Below are 18,959 nucleotides of genomic sequence, written 5' to 3'. Positions count from 1 at the left end.
TGCGATGAACTTCTTTTTTTTTTTGTTGATCCAGACGCTCAGAATGTCTTTTTTGTCAAAAATGGGGATTAAAACACCTCAAAATACATAATTTAATCCCCAAAATCTTAGTTTGTTTGTGCTTCGGGCTTCATAAAAAGCCAAAAAAGGGGATGGAACTGCGCAAAAAAAGCATTTTAATCCCCACTGTAGACTCTTTTTGAGGGGCCAACTCCCAGATTTATACCGAATGCTATTACTTTGTTCAAAAAATTGGGGATTGAAAAGCCCCGAAACACACCGTTTAATCCCCAATTTCCGCAAAATTACCCTTTTCGCACGACATTTCCCCGAAAAAAGTCCAATCCGTGGCCCCGTCGGTCGATTTTTTCGCAAAATAGGTTATATTTATGAACAAGGTTTATTGAACAAGGACAACTCCAAATGAAAAAAGCCGATTGTAAAGCGTTTTCCAGAAAAACTGTATTAGCTTTCGCCATAGTTTTTATGGTTGCCTTGATGCTTGGCTTTATTTTGGGCCAACAGACAAACCTCGATTCTTCAAAAAATAAAATACAGACGCCTTCGATAAATTTATCGAGTGTGGCGGAAAATAAGATTGATTCTGTTAAAGTTCAAAAAACGGATATCCAGTGCTTTGTCGAAGCGATGATTATTTCGATTTATCCGAACACAGCACTTCGCTTGAATAATTGCAAAACAGCCCATGTTGATGTTATGGAAAATGGATTCAAAAAAATGGTGGCTAAAGATAATGACAAGAATGTTTTAAAAGCCTTGGAAGATTATTCTCGCTCAAATGTGGAATTGGGAAATTTTGATTTTTTTATTAGCATGTTGATATATCAATTGTCTCTTGAAAATGGAACAATAGCAGGCGATTCAAAAAATTGGATTCTATTTCCATATAATCTATTGAACCCCTATGCATCTTTATATCCAGAAGCATATTATTATTCTGCTCTTGGCAATCTTTACGGATATAAACCATCAAAAGATGATTGTGAAAAGGCTTTATATTTTTACGATAAATACCGCGAGGCGGGTGGGAATATTGAGATTAAATTTGAGGATATTTGCAAGAATTAGAATTTTGTGGAGTAATCCATCACGAATATGGCGGTTTTTATTGAAACTGGTCTAAACAGGAAATGAACAGATGAACTTGAAAGTCCTTAAACGAACGTTCGCAGAAATAACAAAAAGCATCGGGCTCGAAACGAAATTTGGGGGCTTTGTAAAAGAGACTGAAGAAGTCATTGTCGTTCTTTCATTCCAAAAATCAAATTATTCTTCTCAGGTATATTTAAACATCAAGCTATATATTCAAGGCGTCTTTGGAAAGAATTACCAGCTTTCTCGAGAAATGGTTGTCAACGATGTGGGGGATGTCTTTCGACGCGCGCCCAAAGATTACAATCAAATTTTTGATTTGGGCTCCGATTTGCCTGATAATGAACGAATCGAATATTTGAAAAAGTTTATTGATGAGTTTTTAAGCGGATTTGTTCAACAAGTATCAACTGTAAAAGGTATTATGTCGTTGGCGGAAAAGGGAGAACTTTTTTTGCTTCCTGCGGTAAAAAGTGAACTTGAAAAAATTTTCCGGGCGGAATAGGTTATATTTATGAACAAGGTGAATGCTTTTTTGATGATTGTTAAATTCTTAAGGCCTACATGCTAAAATCTGCTCCCATAAGAATAATTCTCGGGCTTCTCTCGGCGGTAGCTTTTTTCGGCCTGTTTTATCCGTTTTTCGTTTATCTTGTGTTCGGAATATCTAGCGGCAATTTTTATTACCATTGGGATCGGTCAAAACAAGTAAAATTCGATCGCGAAAATCGAGATGATATTTTTGAGGGAGGGCCGGCTAAATTAAGGGTCTGCTTTGTTGAAGGAAAGCAATGTTCTTTTTCATATGAAACGGATGAGGGACGTGAAGTGTTGGCCTTTTGCCCGGAAAATGATAAATGCTATATATCTTTATTCAAGGGTGCTTTTTCTTTTTTCCCTGAGAAAAACTATGAAGTCGGAAATAGGAATGTTACAGAAATAGATTCGTTTCGTGTAAAACTTCACGGACTTGCGACGCCTTTTTTAGAGAATCCAGGATTTTACTTTTTTGCCATGGCTTTTTTTGCTATCGCCATGGGCCTTTGTATTCTTGGAATTAAGAACGGAATAAAAAAATTATACTATAGAGCGTCGCTATTTTTCTTCGTGGGGTTGGGATCACTAATTTGGTGGGTTGTTTGTTATGCTGAATCGAAAATTCTTTTCTTGCATTTTTTTGTTCTAACAGGAATAGCTGCTGCGGTAGGGGGTGTTCTTTATAGGCTGTTCAGAAAGAGGGTGTTAGCAAATGATAAACCTGTTTAAATCAGCCAATTTATCAAATGTCGTTTTTACAATCGTTTCAATAACGATGTGCTTTTTGCTGTTCCTGTTCTTGAAATCGAATGGCTTTGTTGCGGCGGATGTTTTTGATATGCAAGGCAACCCAGATATTGTTTATAGTAGGGATTTAATGAGTGCTGGGTCTGATGACGACGGCGTGGTTTGGCCAATGATGTTTTTCAGAGTGATTTTTATCTTGATTACCTTGCTGAACTTGAAAAAGAGAAGATTAATCTTTTTCATTCTGCCGTTTGTCTTCGATATAATCTGCTTGTGCCTGATTTCTGATACGTCAAGCGTGGGCCGGACTATCGCCCATAACGGAATGTTTCTCGCCTGGTTCTTGACATGGATTGCTAGTTTTATAGCGTGTGTTATCGTTCTTTTGAAGAATAGGGAAGGGGAATCCTGATGAAAAAAGAGTACATATTTATCGCGGGGCTTTATACCCTCATCCAATCTATTGTTGTTGGAATTTTTATGGTGCATGCGGCCATTACCAACAATCCGCAGGGAGAATTTTATACGGAATCAGGTGTTGTTTGGGGTGAAATAGCGACTGTTTTTGTGTCTTGGTTTGTTGGTAGTGCTGTTTTTTGTTCGGCGATATTCGCACTTGTTTTCTTTATAAAGTATATTACAAGAAAATGACAAGGTCGACATTCATAAAAATTTTTCTCGGCACCCTTGCTGCGGTCTCCTTTTTGGGTTCCTTTGTTCTCACGTTTCTTGCGCTGCTTATTCCACTGCGCCCGTATGACTGGGGCCCTCCTGACGGTCTCTCTTTGCAGACTGATGACGATTGTGCCTGCTTTATTTTTGTGTCATGTTTTTTAAGTACAATTCTATTGGGAATCTCTTTGATAAGTTTGAAATTCGCGAAAATTGGCATTTCCAAGAAAATGGCGACTAAAATCGTGTATATGTTTTGGATTGTAGTCACGCTGGCAAGAATGTTTTACGTGCTCCCATATTATCATGGTTGATTATGAAAAAAAAAGAGTCCGCATGCGCGAACTCTTTTCTTTAATTTGTCTATAAGACTTACTTGAGCGTGCTGACCTGCACGTCCCAGCTCTGGTTGCCAAGGGCAATGCGGTAGGTGCTTGCGGCACCGGCCTTCATGTTCTTGGTGTCCACGGCCGGAGCGGCGTTCGGGTCCTTCTTCGGCACGCCAATGTGGCGGTTGCCCTTGAGGAACTCGATACCCTTGTTGCCAGCCTTCGTCTGGAGGCAGCCCGTGATGAAGATGGTCTCGTCGGTAACCGGCAGGCCATTTTCTTCGAGGAGCTTCTTGGCAGCCGGGATGCCCGGCGGAAGGATTTCTTCGGCGCACTGGATGCCCGGGTAGGCTTCCTTGAACGGCTTCATGTTGAACTGGTCGGCGGCAATCTTCACGAGCTCCGGATCCGGTTCGCACGGGGTCTTGCCCTGGTAACCGAGGAGCATCTTGCCGTAGCCTTCCGTCATCTTGAACCACGTACCGCGGCCTGCGGCCTGGTTCAGGGTGTTCATGTAGGCCTGCTGGAAGTAGAACTGGGAAACCGGCGTCACGGAAGAGGCAAAGCCACCGCGGCGGACGCATTCACTCATGTTCTCGATAACCTTCGGGAACAGGTGGAAGGTCTTGGTTTCGCGCATCATGAGGGTGTTGGCGGTAAGAGCGCCACCCGGCATGGGGCTGAAGATCACGTCGGTGGTAATCTGACGAGCTTCGGGCGGGAAGTTGTAGTCCTTGAGGCATTCGACGGCGACGTTGTTCGCTTCCATGAGTTCCGGAATGTGATCGTCGACGATGCTGTCTTCACCGAGGGCGAGCTTGTATTCCGTGCCCTTGAGGGCGTGGAACATGGAGAACAGGTCCGGCTGGGCCGTACCGCCAGAGAGCGGCTTGCGGCCGAGGTCGACGCCATCGGCGCCACCTTCGATAGCGGCCTTGTACTGGGCCACACCGGTACCGCAGGTGTCATGGCTGTGGATGCGGAGTTCCACCTTGTCGCCGAGGAGCTTGCGGGCGCGCTTGAAGGTCTCGTACACCTTGGTCGGGTTCGTGGTACCGGAAGCGTCCTTGAAGCAGACGGAAGCGAACGGAACGCCCGCGTCCAGGATGTTGCGGAGGATGCGTTCGTAGAATTCCGGGTTGTGGGCGGCGTTGAGGTCGCATCCCGGAGGCAGTTCCATCATGGTCACGACGACTTCGTGTTCCAGACCGGCGTCGGTAATGCACTTGCCGGAGTAGATGAGGTTGTTCACGTCGTTGAGGGCGTCAAAGTTACGGATGCGGGTCATGCCGTGCTTCTTGAACATGTCGGCATGGAGCTTGATCATGTCGCGCGGCTGCGGGGCGAGGGCCACCACGTTGATACCGCGGGCGAGGGTCTGCAGGCGGACGTTCGGGCCCACGACGCGACGGAATTCGTCCATCATGTCGAAGGCGTCTTCGCCGCAGTTCTGGTAAAGGGCCTGGAAACGGGCGCCACCACCAGCTTCAAAGTGGGTGATGCCGGCCTTGCAGGCAGCTTCGACGGCGGGCATGAAGTCCTTCGCGAAGACACGGGCACCGAAAATAGACTGGAAACCATCGCGGAACGAGGTATCCTGGAACTTGATCTTTTTCATAGTGTTTCCTTGTGGGATAAATCCCTTGTTTTACTGTACAATAAAATACGGGGCAAAAGATAGTTAATTAGTGGGCGGTGGGGAGTAGGCAATGGGCGGAAAGAATTGGAAAGTTGAGCTTTTTTTTGCTTGTGAAACTGATGATTACGGCGCCTGTAACCGTTATATTTTGATAATCATATTTGTGTTGACGAGTGGCGAATACGGTTTATTCTACGCAAAACATGCGTAGAATAAGAGATTGTCGTGTAACTCACTCTTCCTTGCCAATACAAGCAAAAGAGATTCGTTTGTATGAGAGCGCTTTGCGGAATATCTTGTGTAAGAATCTTGTAATAAATTTACGGATTAACTAAATTTTGCACAAATTCTCGAGGACCGTCCAAGGCCCTCGGTTCGTTGTATTGCGAATGTAAGATTTTAGAGAGGAATCTATGAAGACAAAGATTCATGCTTTTTTCCTTTGCGCCTTGACGGTGCTGTTTGCAGTTGCCGCTTCTTGGGCTGATGATGTCTCGCTTACCAGCGACGGTAACGGCGGCTTCTACGTAAACCTGCCCGTGACGGGGACAAACCAGCTGACCATCACCGATGCCGACATAACGAACGGCCTGACCTCGTTCAAGGTCTATGACGACGGCGGCGTGGGTGGGGAGTATAGTTCTAATGCATCCGGAGCTTTACAGGTTACGGCTCCTGCTGGCTATGTATTCCAAGTTACAGGAAGCTCTTATACAGAGTCTAGTTGGGATTATTTCCGTGTATACGATGGAGCTTCTAATGGGGAAATCCTTTACGAAAACGCTGGGCTCGATCAGGAAATAGATTTTACTGGTTCCCGCGGATCCATAACATTTTCAATCACATCTGACGGATCTGTCACTAGAGATGGTGTGAATTTGACCGTAACCCTAGTTGAAGACAATACGCAGTATTCCATTACGTTAAACCAGAGCGAAGGCGGAACCGTTACGAGCGATGTGGAATCTGCTATAGTGGGGACGGAGGTTACCGTTAACCTGAATGTAGACGCCGGATATAGTGTGGCAAACATAGTTATTGAAGATGCCGATGGAGGTGCCATTGAGTATATCGACGGCATTGCGGGAAACGAAATTACGGTGACATTTGTGATGCCGGCAAAGAACGTATCAATTACTCCAACCTTCGTTACTCCGCGCCCGGTATCGATAGCAACGGTGTCGATGGGATCTATGGAAAGTGACGTGACGGAAGCGATTCTTGGTACGACGGTTACCTTGACGGCAATTCCGGAGGAAGGCGCACTTTTTAGGGGCGTGACTGTCGTGGGCGATGATGATGGGCTGGCTATAACGACAAATGTAAACGGCAATACGGCTACATTTGTCATGCCCAATCAGCCGGTAACGATAACTCCCAAGTTTGCAAACCCAAACGTCATCACCTTCGATGAAAACGGCTGTCTCAGTAATGGAACTTATTTCCATTTGGAATGCAATGGAAATGTTTGTGAGATTTCGCAGGGGGTGCAAGAAAATCCGAATGAGGGTGAGGCGGACTTCAGATGCTGGTATCTCGGCACCGCTTGGGATGATGGTGAAGAAGTTTGTGAATGGGACGAAGAAGAGGAAACGGAAGTTTGCGAAATGGTGGAACCGGAAAAGGGAGTGGTGGATATTCTTGAAGAAAACGGCGGGGCCGCGGGCTTTACGCTGAAACTTGGCGGTCCCCTCAATTTTGGCGGCTACGATGCTGCCAATAGCAAGTGCGTGATGCCGAATTTCCATCCGATTGCATTTGCCGAGTCGGAAGGCGTTTTCGACGGTCAGAATAATACCATTAGCGGTCTTTGTTATGAAAATGCGGGGGGACTGGAGTCTGCTTTCGGATTCCTGCAAAACGTAAAGACAGTCAGCAATGTTACCTTTGACAATGCCCGTGTTGTGGTGAATAATGTGGAACAGGGTAGCGTTGCCGGTATTGTGACGGGCGAGGTTTCCCAGTCTGATGCCTCGTTTACCAATGTCCATGTAACCAATTCCTATGTGGCAGGTACCCAGGTGGGTGCCTTTGCGGGAACATATACTCCCTATAATGGAACGTTGTCTATTTCCAATTCGAGCGTCGTCGATACCAAGGTCTATGGTTTGAATGTCGCGGCAATGCAGGGTGTGGGCGTTTCTGCTGCGGGTGGATTCCTGGGCTATACGAATGGTAACGGGATAAATATGCTCTTCTCCAATGATACCGTTCGTGCGACTTCGGCGGGGGCAACGGTCATTGCCGATGATGCCTCCTATACGGGAACGGGCGTTTCTTATCGTGGCGGCTTTGTGGGCTACGTTTATTTTGCTTATGACGTGTGGGCGGAAAACTGCCCCAATGCAGGAGTCAATCAATCCTTGGTTTCCGGAATAGTGGTTTCGGGCGCTGGTGAATCGAATGTCGGCGGCATTGCCGGTGGACTTCCTGGTGCGGGCGTGTCCAATACCAAATTGGAAAACATGACGGTTACGGGTAATATCGCGGGCGGTGCCATTGGCTATATGCGGGATGGTGCCTATGGAACGCTTTCTGCCACAAACGATACCCTTGCGGGGGCTAATGCCATTACGGGCGCATCGGCTGCGGGCGGCATACTTGGTGTGGGAAATTTCGTTGCGGGAAATACTCAACGGGTCCTGCTCAATAGCTTTGAGTATATCAATGTTTCTGCAAATGTTGCGGGTGGAAAACAGGTCGGCGGTATCGCCGGTAGCATTTCGAACAACAGCTATGTGGCCATGTCGGCAACCAATGTGACGATGTCTGGCTACATAGGGGCAACTGTGGACATCATGAACGGCAATGTCGAAATTGGCGGCTTGTTCGGCCATGTGGAAGGCGGAAATTCGCTTACGATAAGCGGCAACGCCATTGAGAGCGACTTCACGTTTACTAACATGGGAGCCTCTTCGCAGGGAACGCTGTACATGGGCCCCATTTTCGGCTACAATTCCGTAGAAAACTTTACCGTCTATGGCAACTACTCCAACGGCGGAATTTCTTATACTGGAATCGATGCGGCCAACGCGAATGTCGGTTATATCGGCGGCTATGCCGATTTGACGGGTGAAACTGCAATAATCGTGGGCAACTACCACTACGGAACGGATGCCGTTGCTTCGGGTCTTGGCAATATTTCTGCTGCGGACTGGAAAACGGATAACGGTGATTATGTGTTCCTGGCGAACGTCCGCAATGCCTCGGATGGGCTCACGGACGACGGCGCTGTCGGCTTCTACTATTACGAAGTGTCGGGCGGCCCGTCCGGAGCTTCCTACATGGACCTCTTTGCCGCTGATTTGAGTAGCGGTACTTTTAGCCGCGTTGCAAATGGTATCGCAAGCGAAACGGAAATGAAGTCCCCGATGTTTGCCGCCGCCATGAACTATGTGCAGGATATGAATGGTGGCGCGCCTACCTGGACGCAGACGGACGGAAACCTTCCCGCAATAGCGACTCCTCTCGAAAAGCCGAACTACCTGTTGCCCTTTGCCATTATGGATGCGGCCGCGGGGGCGTCCCTCAGCCAGGAACAGAAAAATGTAATGGGTCTAAAGTCGATTCTAACGGACGTAAATGTAGGGGAGAATCCACCTGTAGTGTCGACTCAGCTTGAAGGCCTTACGGGCTATACGGATGCCGATGGGCGTGCAAACAGGGCTTTCGTGGATAGCGTTTCTGCCGTTTTGGATGCCTTGTCAGAAAATGGATATGTTCCTTATCTAGAAGGAGAAGGACTGGCGAGTCCATTCCAACTCACCGCAAATACAATATTTACGGATGCAGTGGAAACCATCCTGCTCCAGACAAGGCAGTCCAGAACATTCGATGTGGTTTACCAGTACTGCGTGGTGGGCGAGACCACTGTGTGCAACGATTTAGACGATGTTCCGGATATCTCTTTCGTGTTTGTCTCACCTAAGATAAATCAGGTGGACAATAGCGAGGAATCCTATACGGCGCTGTTGCCCCATGTGTTTGCTCTTGCCGATGTTGGACCGCTCTCCATGAGTGTTTCGTTCCAGGATGCCAGTGGGGGAAATGTGGAAGTTTCCGGATTCAACGGCGACTTCTCCAAGTTTGTTTCGTTCTATGATGTCATTGCGAACGTATTCGACAATGCGGATGTGGAAAAGATTGTCTTAAGTTACCAGTCTGGCGGAGCAATCCCCTCCTTTGACATTGAAAATCCCACGATGTCGGATTTGAATGTGGATGTTTATGGTCTCAATGCTTCTGGGGAAAAGACGCTGATAACTTCGGTGGCGGTACCGGAACAGAACGCGGTGGCACCCTACGGATCTTCTTTTGTCCCGAGATTCGGGGACAAGGTGGGTTATGCGATAGAGTCCTACACAGTGTCCTTCACCGTGACAAACCCGGGTGAGGATCGCTGCGACGTCATTGAACCTTTGCCTGTTGTCGAGTCCGAAAGCAAAAGTGTCGCTCCGTGGGAGGAATTGGTTGTTGAACAGAGTCCTTGCAAATCCAAGACTTGGACTGTTGCTGGCCTTACGCCGGGCGAAGACGAAGTTGACCTTACTAATGTGAAGATTGCGAAGGCTCGGAACGAAAGTGAAAGTTTCTGGAAGGAATCTTTCTCGATTGTGCCCAATTATGTCGCAAAGCCCTACAATATTGTGTTCCATTTCAATTTGACCGATAATCATTTCGAATTGGATGATGATATTTATACGTTGTTTAAGACGGGGTATAACAATCCTGAGAACACGCTGGATCTTGAAGAAAATTCTGCCTTTCCTTTGTTCTATGGTGTTGATGATGGCTTCGACTATATAAATATTGCTGGGTGGACGCTAGATGAAAGCAAGGCTAATTGTGTAATGGACGAAGAAGGTTGCTTTACTTCAAGTCAGATAAATAATGGTAGTGTCGCTTTTACAAGTCTAACTGCAAACCTGATTACTGCAGCGGCAGATGCCGGCTTGCTTGTTACCAATCCTGAAAATCCGGGTAATCCGCAGACTATGCAACTTTACCCTGTATGGGAAAAGCAGCGTAATACGTGGATGGCAAACGCCGTTGTGATTGGTAGCTGTGAGCAGCATGGTGCGAAATGCTATGAGTATCCGATAAATTTCACTCTTTCGCAGGACTTTTCTTTGAACGGGAATCCTGTTCGCATTCAGGTGCCTTCCGGTGAAGTTGTGGTCGAGGCTAACCCCACTAAATATGGAAGGGGTGTCAGGTATTATAACTATGCAAATAATGTCTATCCGTTTGATTTTACATACGAGGTTACTCCGGGATTCAAGGTCACCAGCGTGACGCCCCCCATGTACAATGAAGAGACGAGTAAACTCGAAATCACTGGGTCAGATAACCCTGCGGTCCTGGTTGATTTCTCCGTGTTGAGTTACAATGTCAAGTTTAATCTCGACGCAATTGGAAATGACGTCTATCTTGGCCGTGGAGTGCGCTCTTCAGGTGTGATGTCCTATGAAGACGGCAAGTATATGTTCCCGCCTGTGTATAGTCGCCCCACTTACGGGGATGACTTTGAAATGAATGATTATTACCGGACTAATGTCTTTTACGGCAAGCACAACTGGAGCGTGAAGAATGGCGATGCTTATGAAGGTGGTTCGCGCGATTTCGATTCCAAGCTTGTTGGCTTGTTCGAAGGAAATGAGCATTATGTGCCAGCCGCAAATGAAGACGAAAACGCCTCGATTACCCTCTATGCAAATTATGTGGAACCCATGCCTATGTCGGGAAGTAGCAACTACACGGAAGTTGCTGATGAAATTCATGTATGTGCTCTTGACGAAGAAAATGCCTGTATATATGGTGACGGTTCGGAATACCATGGAAGCGTCGTTCTCTCACAGTCGTACGATAACGACGCTGAAAATGTTCACTGGAGTTTTGAACACGCTTCCGAACCGGTCGTTCAGCGTGCCGAAGATTACGAAACGGAAGAAAACTTTGTAAGGCACATTATTTACGTACCATCCCAAGATGACACGCTTACATTCGATGTCTCGGTTCGCCCGGATCCGGGTTACACGATGGCGATATCTGACTTTACATTCAGTCGGAATTTTAATGGCATTCCTCAAACGAATGCGGAACCGGTAAACTGGAACTATGTCGCAGCGGATGCGACATCGGGTACTTTGAATATCCAGCCCCATGCGATGGGTTCTATGATTTTCAAGGTGCGCTATACCCAGCTAGCCTACAATGTGGCCTTCTTGCGTCCGGACCCGGATTTGGGTCTGTTTGTGGGAAACAAGTCCGCGGATGGTAATTACCAGATGGATTGGCTCGAAAGTGCCGATGGTGTGACTGCGGAAACGGTTCATGCTCCTGCCGTGTACGATGGGAATGGTTGTCGCATTGCATGGAAGGTTGCTGGTAGAGAAGTCGAATCCCGCACAAATACGGATGTCGTGAACGAACTTCCGTTTATGGCGGTTATCGGCAATGATGCTGGCAACCCTGTCGTGAACACGCTTGAACTGGATGCCGAACATGTTGTCGCAAACGAATGTTCCGGATCATACCAGTTGATGCTTGATGTCGAGGGCGAGGGTGACGTTTACTTTATCCAGAAAATCGGCGCAGAGCCGGTCGAAGATAGCGATCCGGAACAGACGATAGTAAAGCATGTCTTCGTCAGGGCGGGAGATGAAGCTCCGATGACACTCTCTATTCCGAAGGTCTTTGATAAGAACGGAACCGAGGCCGGTGTGAAACTTACCGTGGTTGCAGTTCCCGCTGAAGGTTACGTGCTGAATACGCTTAGCTATGATGTCATGTTCAATGGGAATTCTGTGACGGTCCTTGCACAGGATAGTACAGAACTGAATATCATGGAACCGCAGGCTTGGCACGTGAAGTTTGAACAGTACAAGCCGGTGTACGTAACTTATGATCTCTCTCTCGGTGAAGAGGATTCCTCGAACGTGTGGATCCCGGCCGATGCCGTGGCCAGCGGTTCTCTCCAGATTGGTGCCGACGGTTCCGATGCCCCGATGTGGATTCCCTTCCGCACTGACAAGTGCTTCGCCGGTTGGTCCACGAATGACCCGAATGGAGCCCAGCCCGATGTGAATGTGCTCTTTAAAGAAGTGTCCGTGTCGAATCTCGACCTCTTTAGCCATGATGCCGCCGCCCCGACTAAACTCTATGCGAGCTGGGTGGATTATACGGGGTATTGTTCCTGGCCCAGAAATACACTGGCCAGTATCAATCTGCTGCGGTATTACGAAGATATAAATGACGAAGAGTCCTATAGAAACATGTACGAAGATACTCTTCTCGTGATTCAGAGGTTCGCGAATGTCGAGTTTAAACACAAGGCATGGATGAGTCCGGAATTTACCGAACTAACGTCTGGCCCTTATTCGAGCGATCCACTTAAATTTGTCTACAATCCGAGCGGATATGAAATGTCGTTTGAAATCTTGCCGGGACTTGGCAAGAAGGTGGATCCTGATGATCCCGCAGCGAAATTGGTCGTGTCTTTCCCTGAAGACATTGCGCTTGTGGAAGGGGAGAATGGCTGGTTCACTGTCCCAGCAAACGAAGATTCTCATTTCTACTTCGTGGGTTACAAGGAAATCTTCGACGATTACGACTTTGTCTTGTCTCCCAATGCGGGCGAAGGCGAGGTCGTCTATGGCGAGAACTGGAGCAAGAATGCTACAATCCGCATCGATGGTGAGTTGCCGGCCGGAAACGTATTCCGTACGGATGCATGTTTTGCCGGTTGGGCCTATGAACCGGAAGCGCCCCTTGCCGATGCGATTTTCGACAAACCCTTGGATGTCAGGTATGCCAATACGGAGCTGTTGACCAAGCGCAACGAAAGGCTTGCTTCGGGCTTGAATGTGGATACCCTGTATGCCATGTGGGATGCTTCTCAACCCGGTTGCAGAAGCGGTATTCTGTATCTTGATCTGGATGCCGCGATTCTCGACCTGGCGACGGTCTCGTTCTTCCAGAATGTGGACGGAGTCGAAACGAAGGTGCTCGAAGTCGGCTCGGATGGGGCTAGCATTCCGTTCGGGGCGAAGCGTTCTTCGGGCAACATTACCAATTACATTGGTGACAACATTTACTTTACCCGCGTAGAAGTCACGCCGAAACCTGGTGTCACTCTCGCGCAGAACTACACGGTCTCTTACGTGAACGAATCTGACGCGGATGCCGAAGAACATGCCCTGCCGACCGTTGCGGGTGGCGCAGAAACCTTGTTCGACGATAATATCATCATTTCCGTGACGGGACTTTCTCGCAATGATTACACTGTCGCCTACCACGAAAATGCTGGCGATGTTCCCGTGTTCTATGGCGAACACTGGGCTGCAAGCGCTACATACGGCGTGGGCGATACGCTGAGCGAAAGCGTGTATCGCACCGACAAGTGCCTTGCGGGCTGGACGTTCGATGTGAATTCTGCCGACGGACTTGTGTATAGGACGCTGGATGCGGACTTTATCGGCGAACTCGAGATGCGCGAAATCGATGGCGACATCGATCTCTATGCAGTGTGGAGTGACGACAATGCCGCATGCGAATCCCCGATCCAGAATGTCACGGTAACGCTCTCCGACGAATTGCAGGGCAAGGCCACGGTCGAACTCTTGCAGGATGTGGAAGGCGAAACCAGGGTGGCGGCGGTTGTCGGAGATGAGGGTGTCTCGATTCCGAAGGTGACGACCCGCGCTGTTGACATAAATGGCAATACCGAATATCTGGGCGAGTTCGTTTACTTCTCCGGACTCCGCGTGGTCCCCGCGACCGGCTATGCCCTCGACAATACGGTCAATCCTTCTTACAAGGTGGGAGACGAAGCCGAGGTGGAAATGACTGCTGAACCGCAGCCCTGGTACATGACCGAAGACGCTGTCGTCTCGGCTGCAGTCAATGCCGTGAGCTACGAACTTGCCCTGGACGAAAATGCGAATGGCGCGAATGTGTTCTATATGGGAGAACCCTTGACCAGCGTTTCTGTCAAGGTGTCGGACGACGAGGCGGCAAGGACCTTGCCTGCAAACCTCTACCGTGCCGATGCCTGCTTCGTGGGCTGGAGCTTCAGCGAGACGGCGACGACGGGCTTCACGATGTTCGATGCCGATGTCGCCTTGGCTTACGAGGATGCCGGAACGTCCACGCTCTATGCGGTTTGGGATGCAAACTGCCAGCAGACGGTCTATACGGTCACTTCTGCCGACAAGGGCAAGGGCGTGCTGACGCTTGCACAGGGAACGCGCGCGTTTGAGGTGGGCGACGGTCTCTCGGTCCCGGCGGTTGGTGACGGGCTCGAATTCGTGGCCTCGTTTGCTCCTGCTACGGGTTATGCCTATGACGCGGATGCGAACCTCGCGGTTCTCGATGCCAATGGCGTTTCGCTCGGTGAACTTGAAGATGGTGCTTTGATGGTTAACCAGACGGTCTCTATCAAGGCGCTCGGGCTTGCCGAAAGCGAATACACGATTACGTTCAACGTGAATGCGGGCGGTGCGCCGGTCTACTATGGGACTCCCGCCGATGGCGCGGCTCCGGCTTACACCTACAAGGTGGCCGAACCGAAGGCTTTCCCGACGGACTTCTACCGCACGGATGCATGCCTTACGGGCTGGCGCGCGACGGAGGCTCCTGTCGAAGGCGAAACGCTGTTCCATGAGTTTGACGCTGCGTTTGTCGAGGCGGTTGCCGAAATCCCGAGCTACACGGGAACGCTCTATGCCGTTTGGGGAACCTGCGCTACGACGAACAACGTGACGGTCGCCCAGTACGCTCCCGAGATGGGCTCGCTCTCTCTCGTGCAGCGCGATGCGGACGGCGAAATCGTCAATAGCACAGAAATCACGGACGAGGCGGTCACGCTTCCGCTCGGCAAGGGCGATGTCGCCTTTACGGTCGAGTTTGTCGCGAATCCGGGCTACTCGATGGTCGCGAACAGCTACTTCTACACGGTGGATGCAAACGGCAACAGCCTTGCTGCCCTTGTGAATAATCGGCTGACACTGGCGGGCAACACGGTCGTGAAGGCGCCTGCCAAGCTGTCTACCTACGAAATCGCGTTCGACGTGAATGTCGAATCCCCGGAAAAGTTCTTCGGCAGCTCCTGGCGTTCTTCCGGCAAATTTGATGTGACGCAGGGCGAGGACGCTCGCGCCTTCCCGATGCAGGTCTATCGCGTGGGCTACAAACTGGTCGGCTGGTCTATCGAAAAGACGGACAATGCGGACGTCTATACGGCATTTGACGAGGAACTCGCCAAGGATCTCTCTGCGACGCAGCGCACTACACTCTATGGCGTGTGGGTCACGGACGATAATCAGGAAACTTACACGGTGTCCCTGTATAATGCCAATGCCGGCAAGGTCAGCGTTTCGCAGTCCGCGGATGGCATACAGACGAACTTCGAAATCGGAAATGACGGGCTTGTGGTTCCTGCTGTGAGCGAAGGCCTCCTGTTCAATACGGGTGTGACGCTCAATTCGGGCTACTTCGCGAACGGCAGCAGCCTCTACGTGGTCGATGCCGAAGGGACCCGTTTGGAATCGCTCGTGAACGGCGTGCTGAACGTGAATGCCGACAAGATTCTTGAAATCCCGGTCGAAAGCGACGGCGCCCAGTTCGTGTTTGTCGAAAATACTAGGGCCCGCGTGTTCTACGAGAACGGCTGGAACAACAAGGGATTCTTTGCGCTCGATGGCGAGACGGATTTCCCGAGGGGCCTGCTCCGCACGGATGCCGAACTCCTTGGTTGGGCTTTCTCGCGCAACGGTTCCAAGTATTATGAACGCTACGACGAAGATTTCGTGGCTGATCTCCGCAACGCCCGTACGCTTGGCATGCCGGTCGACACGCTTTATGCGGTGTGGGACGAGTATGCGACGGTTGACAAGGAACTTGTGAAGAGCGAGGGCGACAGGACTGGTTCGTTCTTTATCAGCCAGACGGTGAACGACATGATGACGGATCCGATCGAAGTGACGGCGGCCGGTATCGAAATCCCGCGCAGCGAGAAGGGCATCACTTTCAACGTGACCTACGAGGTGATACCGGGTTACCGCATCGATTCCGAATCTGCCATTACGAAGTCCGACGCTACGGGCGAGGTCCTTGGCTCTACGGCGAACGGCGGCTCCCTGGTCATGGGCCAGGAACAGAGCCTTTCGCTTGGTGCGTCTGTCGCTGCCATCCCGTACAGGTTCACTTACGATGTGAACGGTGGCGATGCGAACGTGTTCTATGGTGATGGCTGGTTCAGTTCGGACGAGAAGACTCTTGACGATGAATCGGTGGCGCTCCCGAACAACATCTACCGTGCCGATGCGAAACTCGTGGGATGGTCCTTCGACTCCGATGCTTCGGAAGGCTCATTCGACCTTACCTCCGACCTGGTACGCGACGTAAGCGTCTCCAACGAGGTGCGCACGCTCTATGCGGTGTGGGAACCGGCCGAAGTCGAAACCTACACGGTGTCGTTTGCGAATACGAACGTGGGAAGCCTCGTGCTCACCCAGGATGTCGAGGACACCACGGTGTCGTTCACCGTGGCCGATTCGGGCCTCGTGGTGCCGGTAGTGCAGGGAGGCCTGAAGTTCAAGGCGGCCTACACGCTCAAGGCGGGCTTCTCGGGCTCTACCGATTCGCTCTATGTGGTGGATGACATCAGCGGTCTCCTGACTTCTCTTGCCGATGGTGAACTCACCGTGGCCGAGGACGTGACGCTTGCGATTCCGACGGAAGGGGAAACCTTCGACGTCGTCTTCCATGCGAACCGCGACAAGGATGTCCTCTTCTACGGCAGCGACTGGAAGAACTCTGCCTCGTACAAGCTTGACGACAGCACGGTCTCGATTCCGCTGCCTGCCTACCTCTACACGGCAAGTGCCTGCATGGTGGGCTGGAGCCTTGACAGCAAGGGCGAAGGGGAGGCCTATACGGAATTCTCTAGCGAACTTGCCGATGCCCTGCTCTCCCTCGAAAAGACGGATGCCTACGACCTCTATGCCGTATGGGGTTTCGGAGAAGCCTGCGACGACATGTACAACCGCGTGGCTCTCCAGAGCGCAAACGGAACGGTCAAGCTTGTAGAAATTGCGGAACAGCGCGAAATCGAACATGAATTCGCGAAGGACAATACGATTATCCTGCCGAAGACCGTGAACGGCAACATGCTCCGCGTAGAGTCCGTACCGGATTCGAGCTTTGTGCTGGATTCCCTTGTGATGGTGCGTCTCGGTGGTGACGAACGCCTTGCGACGTTTGAAGGTGGTGTCCTGCCGTTCAATCTCGCTGAAGCTTCGTTGGTGGCTTACTTTGGTAAGGCGAACCGCACGGATATCGAATTCGTGAAGCCCGTGGTTACGCAGGCGGGTAATGCGGTCCAGTTCGCCTTTGCGACCAGCGAGTTCGAGGTGACCCGCAAGGTGTCGGCGCGCGTCATTCTTGAAACGGAGGCTGGCGAATCCGTGGCCGATACGGTCATTGCCGATTCCATCGTTCCGCCCTACAGCGGAGTCTGGCAGATGTTCCCGCTCTCCGCCGACAAGTATGTGCTGACGGCGTTGCTCTACGATTCGAAGGACACGGTCGAAACGTCGGAGCGCTTCGAGGTGAAGGCTGAGATTGCCGCCGTCGCCGAAGATGGCTGGCAGATGATTTCGCTCGTGAACCTCGACAGGGATGCCATGAAGTGGGACGATGACGACGCCAAGTTCTACTGGTGGGACGAATCCTCGGCCATGGGCGATTTCTGGCAGTATAGGGAATACTCTCCGGAAGACGAAATCGAACCGACCCGTGGTTATTGGTATAGCTCTCTCGAAGGCCGCCCGCTTGTGCTCAAGCCTGCAACCGATGAGAGTGTGATGGACAACGTTGTCTGGAACCTCGACAGCATCAACAGCGGCTGGAACCTGGTTGCGAACCCCTACGGCTTTAACCTGAACGTCTATGGCGACAGGCCAAACGAGAACCTCGATGCTGCAGAGAAGTCCGAGGTGAACTTCTGGCGCTGGAATCCCGATGCCGGACGGTATGAACCGGCGGTCGTTATCAAGCCTTACGAAGCTGTCTGGGCCGAAGTCCACCATTCCATGGAATGGGTGCTGCCTGTGAAACCTGATTTTACCTCCAGGGATACTTCCGGGCTGGATTCTCTCGAATCCCCGCTCAGCAAGCGCTTCCTTGCGAAGGCCACAAGCAACAGGGACTGGAGACTCCAGGCTATACTCTCCGACAAGAAGGGAAAAGTGGATTCCTGGAACATCCTCGGTGCATCGACAAGGCCGTTTGTCGCGAAGGAGCCGCCTGCAGGCATGGGCGACCACGTGAACCTCTCCATTGTGGATGGCGAACGTATGCTCGCGACATCCGTGAGGGCTCCGGCCGACGAACTGGAATGGTCCGTGGAACTCAGCGCGACCTCCGACCGCATGGGCGAGCTCTCGTTCAAGGGTGTCGAATCCCTGCGCGAGGTCGGCCTCAAGGTATTCGTGACGGTCGACGGCAAGACGACGGAAATGCACGGGGGTGAAACCCTGCGCGTGGAGCTGGGAGCCTTTGCGAAGAAGGCGACGGTCCGCGTGGCTCCGGCTGCGAAGGTGGTCGCAAGCTTCAGTATCGACGCCCTCCGCTACGTGAAGTCGGGCGCGAATGTGGGAGTCACCTTCGAGGCTAGCGATGGCCTCGCGGGTAGCCGTACGGTTGTCGATATCCTCGACATGGGCGGCAAGGTGGTTTCTAGCCGCAGCGCGACGACGCTTGCCGGTGTGAACCAGCTGGTCCTCGATGCTCCGAAACCGGGCCTCTACATGCTCCGCGTGCGTGCGGGTAGCCAGATGAAGGCCGGCCGAATCATGGTGAAATAGGCCCAAAGCGCAAAAAAACAGCATTAAGGCCCGCCTGCCTAGGCGGGCTTTTCC

7 protein-coding genes are annotated in these 18,959 nt (G+C 50.8%); 6 read left to right on the top strand and 1 reads right to left on the bottom strand.

Annotation, left to right across the window (positions count from 1 at the left end; genetic code table 11):
* Positions 1-423 precede the first annotated feature (423 nt).
* From B4B27_RS05870 to B4B27_RS05850, 5 genes are all read left to right on the top strand, one after another.
* Positions 424-1,089: a hypothetical protein gene (locus B4B27_RS05870; RefSeq protein ID WP_290724615.1), complete on the top strand. Its 666-nt coding sequence runs from the start codon at positions 424-426 to the stop codon at positions 1,087-1,089.
* Between the two features lie 70 nt (positions 1,090-1,159).
* Positions 1,160-1,618: a DUF4304 domain-containing protein gene (locus tag B4B27_RS05865; RefSeq protein WP_290724613.1), complete on the top strand. Its 459-nt coding sequence runs from the start codon at positions 1,160-1,162 to the stop codon at positions 1,616-1,618.
* Positions 1,619-1,677: 59 nt separating this feature from the next.
* On the top strand, positions 1,678-2,379 hold the full coding sequence (locus B4B27_RS05860; RefSeq protein ID WP_290724611.1) for a hypothetical protein: 702 nt from the start codon (positions 1,678-1,680) through the stop codon (positions 2,377-2,379).
* Entirely contained in the window at positions 2,363-2,809 is a 447-nt protein-coding gene (locus B4B27_RS05855; RefSeq protein WP_290724609.1) for a hypothetical protein, read from the top strand. Before B4B27_RS05860 ends, B4B27_RS05855 begins: the two co-directional genes overlap by 17 nt.
* Positions 2,809-3,048, top strand: a complete 240-nt coding sequence (locus B4B27_RS05850) for a hypothetical protein (RefSeq protein WP_290724607.1) — start codon at positions 2,809-2,811, stop codon at positions 3,046-3,048. The genes B4B27_RS05855 and B4B27_RS05850 overlap by 1 nt, the downstream gene beginning before the upstream one ends.
* Before the next feature lie 393 nt (positions 3,049-3,441).
* Here the strand turns inward: B4B27_RS05850 and B4B27_RS05845 are convergent, their stop codons facing one another.
* On the bottom strand, positions 3,442-5,016 hold the full coding sequence (locus B4B27_RS05845) for a biotin attachment protein (protein ID WP_290724605.1): 1,575 nt from the start codon (positions 5,014-5,016) through the stop codon (positions 3,442-3,444).
* A gap of 434 nt (positions 5,017-5,450) precedes the next feature.
* Here B4B27_RS05845 and B4B27_RS05840 point away from each other — a divergent pair, with 434 nt between their 5' ends.
* Complete coding sequence (locus B4B27_RS05840) at positions 5,451-18,905, top strand: InlB B-repeat-containing protein (RefSeq protein ID WP_290724603.1); 13,455 nt, start codon at positions 5,451-5,453, stop codon at positions 18,903-18,905.
* Positions 18,906-18,959: the final 54 nt, after the last annotated feature.

The sequence above is a fragment of the Fibrobacter sp. UBA2449 genome, assembly GCF_002342555.1.
Taxonomy (GTDB): domain Bacteria; phylum Fibrobacterota; class Fibrobacteria; order Fibrobacterales; family Fibrobacteraceae; genus Fibrobacter.
The sequence above is the reverse complement of the archived record's forward strand: the minus strand, read 5'-3'. Positions and strand labels throughout refer to the sequence as shown.